Raw genomic sequence first — 15,086 nt, 5'->3', positions numbered from 1 at the left:
AAGGGCGCGCCTCCTACAAAGTCTCGTGCCGCTGCGGCTCTTGTGGGAGGCCCGACCTCGGGGCGAAGCTGTTGATTTTCCTGCAGTGACACAGTGCTCCCGGGGGCGTTCTTTTTACCGCCCTGCGGATGCATACTAGCCGTTCACCAAACGGATCCCTGCCCATGCTGCGTGCCGCCCTGTTTGCCCTGCTCGCCTGCTGCCTCGCCCCGGCCATCGCCGATGAGCGCGCCGATGCCCAGCGCCAGCTGGAAGCCGCGCAGCGCGACATCGCCGAGCTGCAGAAACTGCTCGGCGGCCTGCAGCAGGAGAAGTCCGGCATCCAGAAGCAGCTGCAGGGCACCGAGCGCGAGATGGGCACCCTGCAGCAGCAGATCGATGCTCTCGAACAGCAGCTCAAGGACGGCGAGAGCGAGATCCAGCGCCTCGACGAGGAGAAAAAAAAACTCCAGAGTCAGCGCGCTGAGCAGCAGAAGCTGATCGCCATCCAGATCCGCGCCGCCCACCAGAGCGGCGGTCAGGAATACCTCAAGCTGCTGCTCAACCAGCAGCGGCCCGAGCAGTTCTCCCGCAACCTGACCTACCACGACTACCTCAGCCGCGCGCGCAGCGAGCAACTGGCCAGCTACAACGACACCCTGCGCCAGCTGCACAGCGTCGAGGCCGACCTGGCCACCCAGCACGCCCTGCTGGCCGGCCAGCAACTCGAACTGCAGGACCGCCGCAGCGCGCTGGACAAGGTCCGCGACGAGCGCCGCAGCGCGCTGGCCAAGCTCAACAGCGAACTGGGCGACGGCGATCGCCAGCTCAAGTCCCGCCAGCGCGAGCAGGCCCAGCTGGCCAAGGTACTCAAGACCATCGAGGAAACCCTCGCCCGCCAGGCCCGCGAAGCCGAGCAGGCGCGCCAACTGGCCGAGCAGCGCGCCCGCGAGGAGGCCGAGCGCCGCCTGGCCGCCGCCTCCGACAGCGGCAGGAGCAGCACGGCCAGCAGCGGCCCACTGGTTTCCAGCAACGCCCCGGCGGTCGACGGCCCCTTCGCCAAGGCCCGCGGCCAGCTGCCCTGGCCGGTGGACGGCCGCCTGCTGGCCCGCTTCGGCACCCCGCGCGGCGATGCCCGCCTGAAGTGGGACGGCGTGCTGATCGGCGCCGCCGCCGGCACCCGGGTGCGCGCCATACACGCCGGTCGCGTGGTGTTCGCCGACTGGCTGCGCGGCGCCGGCATGCTGTTGATCGTCGATCATGGCGGCGGCTATCTCAGCCTGTACGGCCATAATCAGACCTTGTTGAAAGCCGCCGGCGACCAGGTCAAGGCCGGCGAAGCCATCGCCACCGTTGGCAGCTCCGGAGGTCAGGATACCCCGGCGCTGTACTTCGCCATCCGCCAGCAGGGCCAGCCCAGCGACCCGCTGCGCTGGTGCCGCGCCCAAGGCTGATGGCACGCCCACTCAGGAGCTACCCCATGTCGTCGCGTTTCCGTCTCTCCGCCCTGGCCCTGTCCCTTGCGCTGCTCGGCGCCGCGCCTCTGGTGCAGGCCGCGGAGCCGGCCGAGGGCGCCGACACCCCGGCGGCGACCGGCAAGGCCGTCCTGCCGCTGGACGAACTGCGCACCTTCGCCGAAGTGCTCGACCGCATCAAGACCGCCTACGTCGAGCCGATCGACGACAAGACCCTGCTGGAAAACGCCATCAAGGGCATGCTCAGCAACCTCGACCCGCACTCGGCCTACCTCGAGCCGGAGGACTTCCTGGAGCTGCAGGAAAGCACCAGCGGCGAATTCGGCGGCCTCGGCATCGAGCTCGGCCAGGAGGACGGCCTGCTCAAGGTCATCTCGCCGATCGATGACACCCCGGCAGCGCGCGCCGGCGTCGAGGCCGGCGACCTGATCCTGCGCATCGACGGCCAGCCGACAAAGGGCTGGAGCCTGATGGAGGCGGTGGACAAGCTGCGCGGCAAGCCCGGCAGCAAGATCGAGCTGACCTTGGTGCGCGAAGGCGGCAAGCCGTTCACCCTCAAGCTCGAACGCGCAGTGATCAAGGTGCTCAGCGTGAAGAGCGAGCTGCTGGAGAAGAACTACGGCTACCTGCGCATCACCCAGTTCCAGGTCAACAGCGGCGAGGAAGTCGCCAAGGCGCTGCGCCAGTTGCAGAAGGACAACGGCGGCAAGCTCGGCGGGCTGGTCCTCGACCTGCGCAACAACCCCGGCGGCGTGCTGCAGGCGGCGGTGGAAGTCTCCGACCACTTCCTCAACAAGGGCCTGATCGTCTATACCAAGGGGCGCATCGCCAACTCCGAGCTGCGCTTCTCCGCCGACCCGGCCGACGCCAGCCAGGGCGTGCCGCTGGTGGTGCTGATCAACGGCGGCAGCGCCTCGGCGGCCGAGATCGTCGCCGGCGCCCTGCAGGACCACAAGCGCGCCGTACTGATGGGCACCGACAGCTTCGGCAAGGGCTCGGTGCAGACCGTGCTGCCGCTGACCAACGACCGCGCGCTGAAGCTGACCACGGCGCTGTACTACACCCCCAATGGCCGCTCGATCCAGGCCCAGGGCATCGTGCCGGACATCGTCGTCGAGCGCGGCACGGTGACCCGCGACAAGAGCCAGGCACAGGGCGTCAAGGAAGCCGACCTGCCCGGCCACCTCGGCAACGGCAACGGCGGCGCGGACAGGCCGAGCAATGGCAAGACCACCCCGGCCACCGTCACGGCACAGGACAAGGACTACCAGCTGAGCCAGGCCCTCAACCTGCTCAAGGGCCTGAACATCACCCGCAAGCCTTAAGCACACGGATGCGGGGGGCGGGCCTGCGCCCCGCAGCGCCGCGAGGTCGCGCCTCCTACAGGCCGCACGGTCTGAAACGCAGAAGCCCGGGCACTGGCCCGGGCTTCTTGTTTTCCGCGACCTGCCGGCCGCGCTCAGCGCACCACGATGCCGCGGCTGGCCAGGTAGGCCTTGGCTTCCGGCACGGTGTACTCGCCGAAGTGGAAGATGCTCGCCGCCAGCACCGCGTCGGCCTTGCCCTCGAGGATGCCGGCGGCCAGGTGCTCGAGGTTGCCGACGCCGCCGGAGGCGATCACCGGGATGCCCACCGCCTCGCTGATGGCGCGGGTCACGCCGAGGTCGTAGCCACTCTTCACGCCGTCCTGGTCCATGCTGGTGAGCAGGATCTCGCCGGCGCCGAAGTCCTCCATCTTCTTCGCCCAGAGCACCGCGTCCAGCCCGGTGGGCTTGCGCCCGCCGTGGGTGAAGATTTCCCAGCGCGGGGTTTCGCCCGGCTTGGAAACCTTCTTGGCATCGATGGCGACCACGATGCACTGCGAGCCGAAGCGCTCGGCCGCCTCGCGGACGAATTCCGGGGTGAATACCGCCGCGGTGTTGATCGACACCTTGTCGGCGCCGGCATTCAGCAGGTTGCGGATGTCCTGCACGGTGCGCACGCCACCGCCGACGGTCAGCGGGATGAACACCTGACTGGCCATGCGCTCGACGGTGTGCAGGGTGGTGTCGCGACCGTCGACGCTGGCGGTGATGTCGAGAAAGGTGATCTCGTCGGCGCCCTGCTCGTCGTAGCGGCGGGCGATCTCCACCGGATCGCCGGCGTCGCGGATGTTCTCGAACTGGACGCCCTTGACCACGCGGCCGTTGTCCACGTCGAGGCAAGGAATGATGCGTTTGGCGAGTGCCATGCTGAAACCCTCTCTAACCGGCTGCGCCGCACATCCACGGCGTTGCGCGGTGCTCGCTCCTCGCCGTACTTGATGTCTGTCTCGTCGCTGTGCGCCGCGCGCCTTGTGGCTGAAGCGGCTCGCTCGGTTAGCGAGGGCTTCAGTGCTTGTTCATTAACCCTTGAAGCCGTCGCACAGCGCCTGCGCCTCGGCCACGTCGAGGGTGCCCTCGTAGATGGCCCGGCCGGTGATGGCGCCGACGATGCCCGGGTTGCGGGTGTCGAGCAGCTTCTGGATGTCGCCGAGGTTGTGGATGCCGCCGGAGGCGATCACCGGGATGCGGCTGGCATTGGCCAGGGCCACGGTGGCCTCGACGTTGCAGCCCTGCATCATGCCGTCCTTGCTGATGTCGGTGTAGACGATGGCGGCCACGCCGTCGGCTTCGAAGCGCTTGGCCAGGTCGGTGGCCTGCACACTGGAGACTTCCGCCCAGCCGTCGGTGGCGACGAAGCCATCCTTGGCATCCAGGCCGACGATCACCTTACCCGGGAAGGCGCGGCAGGCCTCGGCGACTAATTCCGGCTGCTTGACCGCCTTGGTGCCGATGATCACGTAGCTGACGCCGGCGCGCACGTAGTGCTCGATGGTTTCTAGCGAACGGATGCCGCCGCCGATCTGGATCGGCAGCTGCGGGTAGCGCTTGGCGATGGCGGTGACCACCTCGCCGTTGACCGGCTGGCCCTCGAAGGCGCCGTTGAGGTCGACCAGGTGCAGGCGGCGGCAGCCGCCCTCGACCCACTTGGCGGCCATGGCCACCGGGTCGTCGGAGAATACGGTGGCGTCGTCCATCAGGCCCTGGCGCAGACGCACGCAGGCGCCGTCTTTGAGGTCGATCGCGGGGATAATCAGCATCGGTTGAACCTGCTCAAGTCTTGAATTCGGTAAGGGTCAGCTCTTCTCGAGCGCCCACAAGTCGCTTTCGATGCTCTCGAACCTGTCTTTCAGGTGCGCCTGCACATCGAGGATCGCCTTGTTGTAGAAATGCGGGGCTATGTCGCGAGCGAACAGATCGAGCAGCTCCTGCACCTCGAAGGAGCCCAGCTCCAGCTCGAAGCGCTCGGCGAGGAAGCGCTTGAGGAGCTGCTGCGCGGCCTGCTCCTGCGCGCTATCCAGCGCGAGGAGCGGCGCCTTGCCCTTGGCCCGGCCCATTACCAGCGGCCGTCCCAGGCGACGAAGTTCTGCAGCAGCTGCAGGCCGTGGGTGTGGCTCTTTTCCGGGTGGAACTGCACGGCGAAGCGCGAACCGTCGGCCAGCGCGGCGGCGAAGTCCTTGCCGTAGTGGCCGCGACCGGCCACCTGCGCGGGGTTGCCGGCCTCGACGTAGTAGCTGTGCACGAAGTAGAAGCGCCCGCCGTCGGGGATCTCGTGCCACAGCGGATGGTCGATGCTCTGGCGCACCTCGTTCCAGCCCATGTGCGGCACCTTGAGCTGCTCGCCGTCCTCGACCATGCCCTTGCCGAAGAAGCGCACCTGGCCGGGGAACAGGCCGATGCAGTCGACGCCGTCGTTCTCCTCGCTGCGCTCGAGCAGCGCCTGCATGCCGACGCAGATGCCGAGGAACGGGCGGTCCTGACTGACCTCACGGACCAGGCTGTCGAAGCCCAGGCGGCGGATCTCGGCCATGCAGTCGCGGATCGCGCCGACGCCGGGGAATACCACGCGGTCGGCTTCGCGGATGGTCTGCGCGTCGCTGGTCACCAGCACCCTGCCGGCACCGACGTGCTCGAGCGCCTTGGCTACCGAGTGCAGGTTGCCCATGCCGTAGTCGATGACGGCGACGGTCTGCATTACAGGCACCCCTTGGTCGACGGCATCTGCCCGGCCATGCGCGGGTCCAGCTCGACCGCCATGCGCAGGGCACGGCCGAAGGCCTTGAATACCGTCTCGATCTGGTGGTGGGTGTTGCTGCCACGCAGGTTGTCGATGTGCAGGCTGACCAGGGCGTGGTTGACGAAGCCCTGGAAAAATTCCTGGAACAGGTCGACGTCGAAGCCGCCGACCGTGGCGCGGGTGAAGGGCACGTGCATCTGCAGACCGGGGCGGCCGGAGAAGTCGATCACCACGCGCGACAGCGCCTCGTCCAGCGGCACGTAGGAGTGGCCGTAGCGGACGATGCCCTTCTTGTCGCCGATGGCCTTGGCGAAGGCCTGGCCGACGGTGATGCCGACATCCTCGACGGTATGGTGGTCGTCGATGTGCAGGTCGCCCTTGCACTCGATGTCCAGGTCGATCAGCCCGTGGCGGGCGATCTGGTCGAGCATGTGCTCGAGGAAGGGTACACCGATGTCGAATCGGGCCTTGCCGGTGCCATCCAGATTGATGGAAACCTTGACCTGGGTTTCCAGGGTATTGCGCTCGACGGACGCCTTGCGTTCGGCCATTGCCAGCTCCACAGAATCACGGGCGGATATGAGCGCGCATTATAGGCCGGGGCCACCCCGGCGGGCTACCGGCGCTGGCTGTGCCGCAGTTCGGAGCACTTCCGGGGCAAAAGGCATAAGATTCGCCCATCGTTCCGAGGAGTGCACCATGCCCGTCATTGTCGAAACCGTCGTCCAGTCCAGCGCGCAGGACCGTACCGACCTGGAAAAGATCTACGCCGACGCCCCCGCCTGGCTGCTGGCCCCCTACCCCGACGCCGCCAGCCTGGTCGACGCCGGCCTGGCCGGCGGCTGGCTGATCGCCGGGCGCTTCAACGCCCGCCTGCTCGGCGCCGCCTGGCTGCGCCAGGACGAAGGCGGCTGGAACCTGTCGCATCTGTGCGTGCGCAAGATCACCCGTGGCCGCGGCGTCGGCCAGCGCCTGATCGCCACGGCCCGCCAGCGCGCCGGGGAAACCTGCCAGCCGCTGCGCCTGCAGGCCCCGGCCCGCCAACTGGAAGTGCAGGCGCTGGCGCGGCGCCTGGACCTGACACTGGTCGACCTCGCCGACTGAGCCGGTCGCGCGGGGAACCACCCCGCGCAATTGTCCTCCAACCCTGCGGCAACACCCGGCGCCTGGCGTACCGAGACTCTCCTTCGGCGCCGGGGCGATATACTTCGTCCCAGCCTTCGCATTGCACAAGGACTCGTCCGCCATGAAAACCTTCGGCAAGTTTCTCGGCCTGCTGCTGCTCGGCCTGCTGCTGGTCATAGTCGCGCTGGGCTTCGCCCTCACCCAGCTGTTCGACCCCAACGACTACAAGGACGAGATCCGCCAGTTGGCCCGCGACAAGGCCAACCTCGAACTCGACCTCAAGGGCGAGATAGGCTGGAGCCTGTTCCCCTGGCTGGGCCTGGAGCTGCACGACACCACCCTGGCCAGCGCCGCCACCCCGCAGCAGCCGTTCGCCGACGTGGGCATGCTCGGCCTGTCGGTGCGCGTGCTGCCGCTGCTCAGCCGCGAAGTACAGATGAGCGACATCCGCGTCGACGGCCTGACCCTGCGCCTGGAACGCGACGCCAAGGGCCGCGGCAACTGGCAGGACATCGGCCAGCCGGCGCAGCCCGCGCCGGTTGACGGCAAGGCAGCCGCCGCCGAGGCGCCGACCACGGCGAAGGCCGGGCAAGCGCAGCAAACAGCCGCCCCGGCCCTCAAGCTGGACATTGACAGCCTGGCCATGAGCAACGCGCGCATCGAATACCGCGACGCCAGCAGCGGCCAGCAGTACACCCTCGAAGGCCTCGACCTGCGCAGCGGCGCGATCCGCGAAGGCGCCAGCATCCCGCTGACCCTCAAGGGTTACTTCGGCACCAACCAGCCGGTGCTGCGCGCCCGCGGCGAACTCACCGGCAACCTGCGCTTCGACACCGCCCTCAAGCGCTACCAGCTGGAGGACGCCCAGCTCAAGGGCGAAGTTTCCGGCGAACCGCTGCACAACCGGACCCTCGCCGTCGACCTGCACGGCCAGCTGCTCGCCGACCTCGCCGCCCAGGTCGCCGAATGGAACAGCCTCAAGCTGAGCGCCAACCAGCTCAGCCTGCTCGGCGAGCTGAAGGTGCGCGAACTGGACAAGCAGCCCAAGCTCGAGGGCGCCCTATCGATTGCCGAGTTCGACCTGCGCGCCTTCCTCGAGGGCATCGGCCACAGCCTGCCGCCGATGGCCGACGGCAACAGCCTCAAGCGCTTCGCCCTGGCCAGCCGCTTCAGCGGCAGCACCAGCAGCCTGACCCTGCAGGACCTCAAGCTGCAGCTGGACGACAGCAGCTTCAGCGGCCAGCTCGCGGTGGCCGACTTCAGCCGGCAGAGCCTGCGCGCCCAGCTCAAGGGCGACCGCCTCGACCTCGACCGCTACCTGGCGCCGCCGAGCAAGCAAGCCGATGCCGCCAGCGCCAGCCGCAAGGCCGAAGTAAAACAGGAAATCGCCCAGAGCGCCGGCAACGGCAGCACCCCGCTGCCGGACCAGCCGACCACCCAGGCGTGGAGCGAGGACAAGCTGCTGCCCCTGGAAGCCCTGCGCAAGCTGGACGCCCAGGTCACCCTCAGCCTCGGCCAGCTGACCCTGCGCAAGCTGCCGATCGACAACGCCAGCCTCAAGTTCCAGGCGCTGGGCGGCCAGCTCGCCCTCGACGAACTGCGCGGCGACCTGTTCGACGGCCGCTTCGCCCTCAGCGGCAGCCTGGATGCGCGCAGCGACGCCCCGCAGCTGCAGTTCGCCCCCCAGCTCAACGACATCCCGCTGGAGCGCCTGCTCAAGACCCTCAAGCCGGAGGAAAAGCCCCCGCTGCGCGGCAACCTGCAGCTGGACGCCAACCTCAAGGCCCGCGGCAACAGCGAGAAGGCGCTGATCGACAGCCTCGGCGGCAACGCCAGCTTCATCCTCGACGACGGCGCGCTGGCCGACGCCAACCTCGAACAGCAGCTGTGCCGCGGCATCGCCACCCTCAACCGCAAGGTGCCGACCCGCGAGTTCACCGACAAGGACACCCCGTTCCGCGAGCTGCGCGGCAGCCTGCTGCTCAACAACGGCGTGGCCAGCAACCAGGACCTGCGCGCGCGCATCCCCGGCCTGACCGTCAACGGCAAGGGCAATGTCGACCTGCGCGTGCTCGGCCTCGACTACCGCGTCGGCGTGGTGCTCGAAGGCGACCAGCGCGAGATGCCCGACCCGGCCTGCCAGGTCAACGAGCGCTACGTCGGCCTCGAATGGCCGCTGCGCTGTCGCGGCCCGCTGGAGCTGGGCGCCAAGGCCTGCCGCCTCGACCAGGACGGCCTCGGCAAGATCGCCGCCAAGCTGGCCGGCGAGAAGCTGACCGAGAAGCTCGACGAGAAGCTCGGCGACAAGGTCAGTCCGGAACTCAAGGACGCCCTCAAGGGCCTGTTCCAGCGCTGACCCCACAGCCTGTGGGGACGATTCGACCGCCATGACCCTGTACCATGGCGGTCGAATTCCTCCTGCGATCCCCTGCCGCCCCCCTATGACCGCTCCCGCCCCCACCCCCGACTTCGCCGCCCGCGTGCTCGCCTGGTTCGACCAGCACGGCCGCCACGACCTGCCCTGGCAGCAGGACATCGATCCTTACCGGGTGTGGGTGTCGGAAATCATGCTGCAGCAGACCCAGGTGGCCACCGTGCTCGGCTACTACCAGCGCTTCATGACGGCACTGCCCACGGTCGAAGCGCTGGCCGCCGCCAGCGCCGACGAGGTGCTGCACCTGTGGACCGGTCTCGGCTACTACAGCCGCGCGCGCAACCTGCACAAGACCGCGCAGATCGTGGTCGCCGAGCACGGCGGCGACTTTCCGCGCTCGGTCGAGGCGCTGGCCGAGCTGCCCGGCATCGGTCGCTCCACCGCCGGCGCCATCGCCAGCATCAGCATGGACCTGCGCGCGCCGATCCTCGACGGCAACGTCAAGCGCGTGCTGGCCCGCTACCTGGCCCAGGACGGTTACCCGGGTGAGACCCGGGTGGCGGCGCAGCTGTGGGACGCCGCCGAACGGCTGACCCCGCACTCGAGGGTCAACCACTACACCCAGGCGATGATGGATCTGGGCGCCACCCTGTGCACCCGCAGCAAGCCGAGCTGCCTACTCTGTCCGCTGGCCGCCGACTGCCAGGCGCACCACCTCGGCCGCGAGACGGACTACCCGCAGCCCAAGCCGCGCAAGACGCTGCCGCAGAAACACACCCTGATGCCGCTGCTGCACGATGGCGCCGGCGCCATCCTGCTCTACCGCCGACCGGCCAGCGGCCTGTGGGGCGGCCTGTGGAGCCTGCCGGAACTGACCCAGCGCGGCGATCTGGCCGAACTGGCTGCCCGTCACGGCCTGCGCCTGGGCCGCGAGCACGCCCTCGCCCCGCTGCGCCACACCTTCAGTCACTTCCAGCTGCACATCGAGCCGCTGCTGATCGACGCCGCCCGCCACGGCCATGGCGTGGCCGAAGGCGACTGGCTCTGGTATAACCTCGCCAACCCGCCGCGCCTGGGCCTCGCCGCTCCGGTGAAGAAACTGCTCAAGCGCGCGCAAGCCGAACTGCAGGACCCGCCAGCCTAGGCGACGGATTCGTCCACCCCGTTTCGAGGAGACAACGTATGACCCGCATGGTGATGTGCCGCAAGCACAACCAGGAACTCCCCGGCCTCGACCGTCAGCCCTTTCCGGGTGCCAAGGGCGAGGACATCTTCAACCACATCTCGCAGCAAGCCTGGAACGAATGGCAGAAGCACCAGACCATGCTGATCAACGAGCGCCGGCTGAACATGATGGACGCCGCCGACCGCAAGTTCCTCCAGGCCGAGATGGACAAGTTCTTCGCCGGCGAAGACTACGCCCAAGCCGAAGGCTACGTGCCGCCGAGCGAATGAATCCCGCCCGGCAGCCCGCCGCCACAGCTAAACGCTTAAAAAAACTGGTTTTTTTGCTGGCAGCAGTTGACGCTCCGGCTGGAAAAACGGTTTAATGCCGGCCGTTGTTGCCCAGGTAGCTCAGTCGGTAGAGCAGGGGATTGAAAATCCCCGTGTCGGCGGTTCGATTCCGTCCCTGGGCACCACTTATTTCAGGTGCCTTGTCCCTGATATGCCCAGGTAGCTCAGTCGGTAGAGCAGGGGATTGAAAATCCCCGTGTCGGCGGTTCGATTCCGTCCCTGGGCACCACTGATTCACTACAGAAAGCCTCGACCACATGTCGGGGCTTTCTGCTTTCCGGTCACTGGAAATCTCGTCACGGCCGGGGCGCCAGCTCCCCACAATCCTCGCCCAGCCAGCGCGCGCGGGTTTCCATGCGCGAAGTGCCGGCCTGGCCGGCGGCGTTGAAGCGGCTATCGATCCGGGTGACGAATTCGCGCGCGCTGACGAAGCGAGTCTCGCCCTCGCCCTCGGCGTCCGGACAGCGGAAGCGGAATTTCCACAGTTGTTCGCTGCGCTCGGTGATCTCCTGGGTGCAGCCGCTCTGGGCGTCCTGCAGCGGCAGCTCCTGCGCTTTGACCTGCGCCTCGCTCAGGCACACGCGCAGGCCCTGGCCACCGGCCTGGATGCCCTTGCCGGCCATCGTCTCCTCCAGCATCTGCCGCTGCTCGGCCGGCAGGCCATCCAACTGGCCGAGCAACTCCTGCATGGACGGCATCTGCTGGCCATTGACCTGCATGTTGTCGCTGCTGAGCTCCCACAGCCCAGGGAGAACTTCCTGTGCCTGGGCCGGCACCAGGACGCCGAGCAGGCTGGCCACCGCGGCCAGACGGAACAGAGGTTTCATCGCGCACTCCTTTCGAGATCGACTGCAGCAAGCCTAGCCAAAGCTTCGGCGCCTGCCGCGCGCCATCGGCACGGACGATCGGACTGGCCGGCGGGCCACGAAGCGACGACACTTCAGTAAATGCGGCCACCAGCCGCTGACCCGGCAGGAGAATGGCCATGCGCTGGAAACGGGCTCGACGCAGCGACAACGTGGTGGATGCCCGCGGTGGGGGCATGCGCATCGGCGGCGGCAAGCTCAGCCTGGGCGGCATCGCCGCCATCGTCATCATCGGCCTGCTGATGGGCAAGGATCCGCTGCAGATCCTCGGCCAGATCGGCGGCGAACTGGTGCAGCAGCAGGTTCCCGGCGACAGCCAACCGGCAACGGGCGCCGGCGACGAACACAGCGAGTTCGTCCGCGCCGTGCTCGGCGACACCGAAGACACCTGGAGCGCCCTGTTCCAGGACGCCGGCCAGCAATACCAGGAGCCGAAGCTGGTGCTGTTCAGCGCCAGCGTGCGCTCGGCCTGCGGCCTGGCCAGCGCGGCGGTCGGCCCCTTCTACTGCCCCGCCGACCGCCAGGTGTATCTCGACCTGCAGTTCTTCGACGAGCTGGAGCAGCGCTTTACCGCCGCCGGCGACTTCGCCCAGGCCTACGTGATCGCCCACGAGGTCGGCCACCATGTGCAGACCCTGCTCGGCGTCTCCGCCAAGGTCAACGCCGCCCGCCAGCGCGGCGCGACGATGGAGGGCGCCAACGGCCTGCTGGTGCGTCAGGAGCTGCAGGCCGACTGCCTGGCCGGGGTCTGGGCGCACCATGCCCAGCGCCGCCTCGACTGGCTCGAGCCGGGCGACCTGGAAGAGGCGCTGAACGCCGCCAACGCCATCGGCGACGACCGCCTGCAGCGGCATACCCAGGGCCAGGTGGTGCCGGACTCCTTCACCCACGGCACCTCGGGGCAGCGCGTGCGCTGGTTCAGGGGCGGCTTCGATTCCGGCGATCCGGGCAGCTGCGACACCTTCAAGGCGGCGTGGCTCTAGCCGCTCAGCCGAGCAGGCGCTGCAGCTCGGCGCAGTCGCGGGCGTAGAGATCGGTGAGCTCCGGCCAGGGATTTTCCGGATGGTTGACCAGCACGCTGCGCGCCCCGGCGGCCCGCGCGCAGCTCAGGTCGTGGACGAAGTCGCCGACCATCGCCAGCTCGCCCGGCGCCACCGCCCAGCGTGACGCCAACTGCAACAGGCCGTGCGGCTGCGGCTTGGGCGGCGCCTCGTCGCGGCCGAGAACGTCGTCGACCACGAAGCAGTCGAACAGGCCGATGGCCTCGAGGGTGACCAGCGCCAGCGGCCGGGCGTTGCGGGTGAGGATGCCCAGCCGGCAGCCGCGCCCGTGCAGCGCGCGCACCAGCTCGCAGGCGCCCGGCGCCGGGCGCGCCGCCTCGGCCAGTTGGCGCTCGTGGGCCAGCAGCCAGGCATGTTTGGCGGCGGCCTCCGCCACCGGCAGGGCGGCGAGATGGGCGAGGATGTCGTCCTGCGGCGGAATTTCCAGCGCCCGGCGGATCGCCGCGAAGTCGTGCACGGCGATGGTCAGGGTGCCGTCCATGTCGAACACCCAGTGGCGCAGCTGCGCCAGGGCGGTCCCACTGGACATGGCCACGGCCTCAGGCCCAGTCGGCACGGTGGCGGATCAGGCCTTCCTGGGCCACCGAGGCGAGCAGCTCACCGGCGCGGTTGAAGATGTTGCCGCGGGTGAAGCCGCGGCCGTTGCCGGCCCAAGGGCTGTCCAGGGCGTAGAGCATCCACTCGTCGGCGCGCACGTCGTTGCGGTGGAACCACAGCGAATGGTCAAGGCTGGCGATCTGCATCGAGCGCTGCCAGAAGGACACGCCGTGGGGCAGCAGCGCGGTGGTCAGCAGGCCGAAGTCGCTGGCGTAGGCCATCAGGTACTTGTGCAGCGCCGGGTTGTCCGGCAGCGTGCCGGCGGCGCGCACCCACAGGTACTTGAAGGGCGCGCGCGCCTGCGGATGACCGACATCGGCGGGATCGACCGGACGGATCTCGATCGGCATGTCGACGGTCACCTGCTCGCGCATCCCCTCCGGGCGCTCGAAACCGGTGGCCTGACTCAGCTCCTGCTCGGAAGCCAGCTCCTCCGGCCCCGGCACGTCGGGCATGCTCGGCGTCTGATGACTGAAGCCCTCCTCATCCTGCTGGAACGAGACGCTGCAGCTGTAGATCGGCCGGCCCTTCTGGATCGCCAACACGCGGCGGGTGTTAAAGCTGCCGCCGTCGCGCACCCGGTCGACCTCGTAGACCACCGGCAGGGTGGCGTCGCCGGGGCGCAGGAAGTAGGCGTGCATCGAGTGCATGTGCCGGTCGACCGCGACCGTCTGGCTGGCCGCCGACAGCGACTGGCCGATCACCTGACCGCCGAACAGCTGGCGAAAGCCGAGATCCTGGCTGACGCCGCGAAACAGGTTTTCCTCGATGGTTTCCAGGCTGAGCAGGGCCACCAGCTCGTCGAGCACTTGGGTCATGCGGTCTCTCCTTCAGGCTCGGCAGGGCGGTCGCGCGCAGGCGCCGGCCGACGCTATTGAACAAGGGCCCGGCGGACGGCGAAGAGGAACGCCGCCGCGCAGGCAGTTGACGAAATGGTAAAGGCTTTATACCGGCGCTGCCGAGCACTTTGTGCCGCGCCGGCTGCCAGAGCGTAACCGCTGGCATGCCGTCTGACACCCTGCCGTTCGGCGCAGCACGGCGCATAATGGCGGCTCACTCTTCGCCCGCCTGCCGATCATGCTGCTGCCCCTGGTCTATCACGACGACTACAGCCCGCCGTTTCCGGCCGGACACCGCTTTCCCATGGAAAAGTTCCGTCTGCTCCGCGAGCATCTGCGCGATTCGGCGTTGGCCGCGGATTACCACGCGCCCGAGCTGTGTCCGGCGGACATCCTCGCCCTGGCCCACGACCCGGCCTACATCGAGCGCTACCTAGCCGGCGAGCTGCCGCCGGGCGAGCAACGCCGCCTCGGCCTGCCGTGGAGCGAGGCGCTGGCGCGACGCACGGTACGCGCGGTGGGCGGCTCGCTGCTGACCGCCGAGCTGGCCCTCGCCCATGGCCTGGCCTGCAACCTGGCCGGCGGCACCCACCATGCCCACTACGACCATCCCTCCGGCTTCTGCATCTTCAACGACCTGGCGGTGATCGCCCGCTACCTGCTGGCCAGCGGGCGGGTGCACCGGGTGCTGATCTTCGACTGCGACGTGCACCAGGGCGACGGCACCGCGCGCCTGCTGGAAGACTGCCGCGACGCGGTGACCGTATCGTTGCACTGCGAGCGCAACTTTCCGGCCAGCAAGGCACGCAGCGACTGGGACATCGACCTGCCGGCAGGCATGGGCGATGCCGCCTACCTGCTGACGGTGGACGAGCTGCTCGGCTACCTGCTGCAGATCTACCAGCCCGACCTGGTGCTCTATGACGCCGGGGTGGACGTGCACAAGGACGACGCCCTCGGCCTGCTGCAGCTCAGCGATGCCGGCATCGCCGCCCGCGACCTGGCGGTGCTGCGCCACTGCCTGGGCCGCGACATTCCGGTGGCCGGGCTGATCGGCGGCGGCTACGACCGCGACCGACATGTGCTGGCCCGCCGCCACGCCATCCTCCAGCACAGCGCGGCGCAGGTGTGGGACGAGTTCGGCCTGGGTTGAGGAC

Annotated in this window: 16 protein-coding genes and 2 tRNA genes; 10 read left to right on the top strand and 8 right to left on the bottom strand. The window is 68.6% G+C overall.

The window, feature by feature from the left end; genetic code table 11:
• Positions 1-164: 164 nt before the first annotated feature.
• On the top strand, positions 165-1,433 hold the full coding sequence (locus tag BMZ19_RS02905) for a murein hydrolase activator EnvC family protein (protein WP_090306616.1): 1,269 nt from the start codon (positions 165-167) through the stop codon (positions 1,431-1,433).
• A gap of 26 nt (positions 1,434-1,459) precedes the next feature.
• A complete protein-coding gene (locus BMZ19_RS02900; RefSeq protein ID WP_090306614.1) occupies positions 1,460-2,779 on the top strand; it encodes a S41 family peptidase in 1,320 nt (439 codons plus the stop codon).
• A gap of 134 nt (positions 2,780-2,913) precedes the next feature.
• Here BMZ19_RS02900 and hisF read toward each other — a convergent pair whose 3' ends face one another.
• The 5 genes from hisF to hisB form a co-directional block, all read right to left on the bottom strand.
• Positions 2,914-3,684 carry an imidazole glycerol phosphate synthase subunit HisF gene (gene hisF / locus BMZ19_RS02895; RefSeq protein WP_090306611.1) on the bottom strand — a complete coding sequence of 257 codons (771 nt, stop codon included), beginning with the start codon at positions 3,682-3,684 and terminating at the stop codon, positions 2,914-2,916.
• Positions 3,685-3,837: 153 nt separating this feature from the next.
• Positions 3,838-4,575, bottom strand: a complete 738-nt coding sequence (hisA, locus tag BMZ19_RS02890; RefSeq protein WP_090306609.1) for a 1-(5-phosphoribosyl)-5-[(5-phosphoribosylamino)methylideneamino]imidazole-4-carboxamide isomerase — start codon at positions 4,573-4,575, stop codon at positions 3,838-3,840.
• A 36-nt stretch (positions 4,576-4,611) separates the two neighbouring features.
• On the bottom strand, positions 4,612-4,872 hold the full coding sequence (locus BMZ19_RS02885) for a DUF2164 domain-containing protein (protein ID WP_090306606.1): 261 nt from the start codon (positions 4,870-4,872) through the stop codon (positions 4,612-4,614).
• Entirely contained in the window at positions 4,872-5,510 is a 639-nt protein-coding gene (gene hisH, locus BMZ19_RS02880; RefSeq protein ID WP_090306604.1) for an imidazole glycerol phosphate synthase subunit HisH, read from the bottom strand. Before hisH ends, BMZ19_RS02885 begins: the two co-directional genes overlap by 1 nt.
• Complete coding sequence (gene hisB / locus BMZ19_RS02875; protein ID WP_090306602.1) at positions 5,510-6,103, bottom strand: imidazoleglycerol-phosphate dehydratase HisB; 594 nt, start codon at positions 6,101-6,103, stop codon at positions 5,510-5,512. Before hisB ends, hisH begins: the two co-directional genes overlap by 1 nt.
• 148 nt (positions 6,104-6,251) lie before the next feature.
• Between hisB and BMZ19_RS02870 the strand changes: the two genes are divergently transcribed.
• From BMZ19_RS02870 to BMZ19_RS02845, 6 genes are all read left to right on the top strand, one after another.
• Positions 6,252-6,656 (top strand): acetyl-CoA sensor PanZ family protein, encoded by a 405-nt coding sequence (locus BMZ19_RS02870; protein ID WP_090306600.1) that lies wholly within the window; start codon positions 6,252-6,254, stop codon positions 6,654-6,656.
• Between the two features lie 142 nt (positions 6,657-6,798).
• Positions 6,799-9,033 carry an AsmA family protein gene (locus BMZ19_RS02865; protein WP_090306598.1) on the top strand — a complete coding sequence of 745 codons (2,235 nt, stop codon included), beginning with the start codon at positions 6,799-6,801 and terminating at the stop codon, positions 9,031-9,033.
• A gap of 85 nt (positions 9,034-9,118) precedes the next feature.
• Complete coding sequence (gene mutY / locus BMZ19_RS02860) at positions 9,119-10,195, top strand: A/G-specific adenine glycosylase (protein WP_090306595.1); 1,077 nt, start codon at positions 9,119-9,121, stop codon at positions 10,193-10,195.
• A gap of 38 nt (positions 10,196-10,233) precedes the next feature.
• The gene (locus BMZ19_RS02855; RefSeq protein ID WP_090306591.1) at positions 10,234-10,506 is read left to right on the top strand and encodes an oxidative damage protection protein; all 273 of its coding nucleotides are present in this window, start codon (positions 10,234-10,236) and stop codon (positions 10,504-10,506) included.
• A 109-nt stretch (positions 10,507-10,615) separates the two neighbouring features.
• Positions 10,616-10,691 (top strand) — tRNA-Phe (locus BMZ19_RS02850).
• A gap of 28 nt (positions 10,692-10,719) precedes the next feature.
• Positions 10,720-10,795: transfer RNA gene (locus BMZ19_RS02845), tRNA-Phe, on the top strand.
• Positions 10,796-10,862: 67 nt separating this feature from the next.
• Here the strand turns inward: BMZ19_RS02845 and BMZ19_RS02840 are convergent.
• A complete protein-coding gene (locus BMZ19_RS02840) occupies positions 10,863-11,393 on the bottom strand; it encodes a DUF3617 domain-containing protein (RefSeq protein WP_090306589.1) in 531 nt (176 codons plus the stop codon).
• A 158-nt stretch (positions 11,394-11,551) separates the two neighbouring features.
• Here BMZ19_RS02840 and ypfJ point away from each other — a divergent pair, with 158 nt between their 5' ends.
• Positions 11,552-12,415 carry a KPN_02809 family neutral zinc metallopeptidase gene (ypfJ, locus tag BMZ19_RS02835; RefSeq protein WP_090306586.1) on the top strand — a complete coding sequence of 288 codons (864 nt, stop codon included), beginning with the start codon at positions 11,552-11,554 and terminating at the stop codon, positions 12,413-12,415.
• Positions 12,416-12,419: 4 nt separating this feature from the next.
• Here the strand turns inward: ypfJ and BMZ19_RS02830 are convergent, their stop codons facing one another.
• Positions 12,420-13,022 (bottom strand): HAD family hydrolase, encoded by a 603-nt coding sequence (locus tag BMZ19_RS02830; RefSeq protein ID WP_090306585.1) that lies wholly within the window; start codon positions 13,020-13,022, stop codon positions 12,420-12,422.
• 10 nt (positions 13,023-13,032) lie between these two features.
• Positions 13,033-13,908, bottom strand: a complete 876-nt coding sequence (tesB, locus tag BMZ19_RS02825; RefSeq protein WP_090306582.1) for an acyl-CoA thioesterase II — start codon at positions 13,906-13,908, stop codon at positions 13,033-13,035.
• Positions 13,909-14,167: 259 nt separating this feature from the next.
• Here tesB and BMZ19_RS02820 point away from each other — a divergent pair, with 259 nt between their 5' ends.
• Positions 14,168-15,082, top strand: coding sequence for a histone deacetylase family protein (locus tag BMZ19_RS02820; RefSeq protein ID WP_090306580.1), 915 nt, complete (start codon positions 14,168-14,170; stop codon positions 15,080-15,082).
• Positions 15,083-15,086 lie beyond the last annotated feature (4 nt).

The sequence above is a fragment of the Pseudomonas linyingensis genome (genome assembly GCF_900109175.1).
GTDB lineage: Bacteria > Pseudomonadota > Gammaproteobacteria > Pseudomonadales > Pseudomonadaceae > Geopseudomonas > Geopseudomonas linyingensis.
Note: the sequence above shows the minus strand (reverse complement) of the source record. Positions and strands in the feature narration are given on the sequence as shown.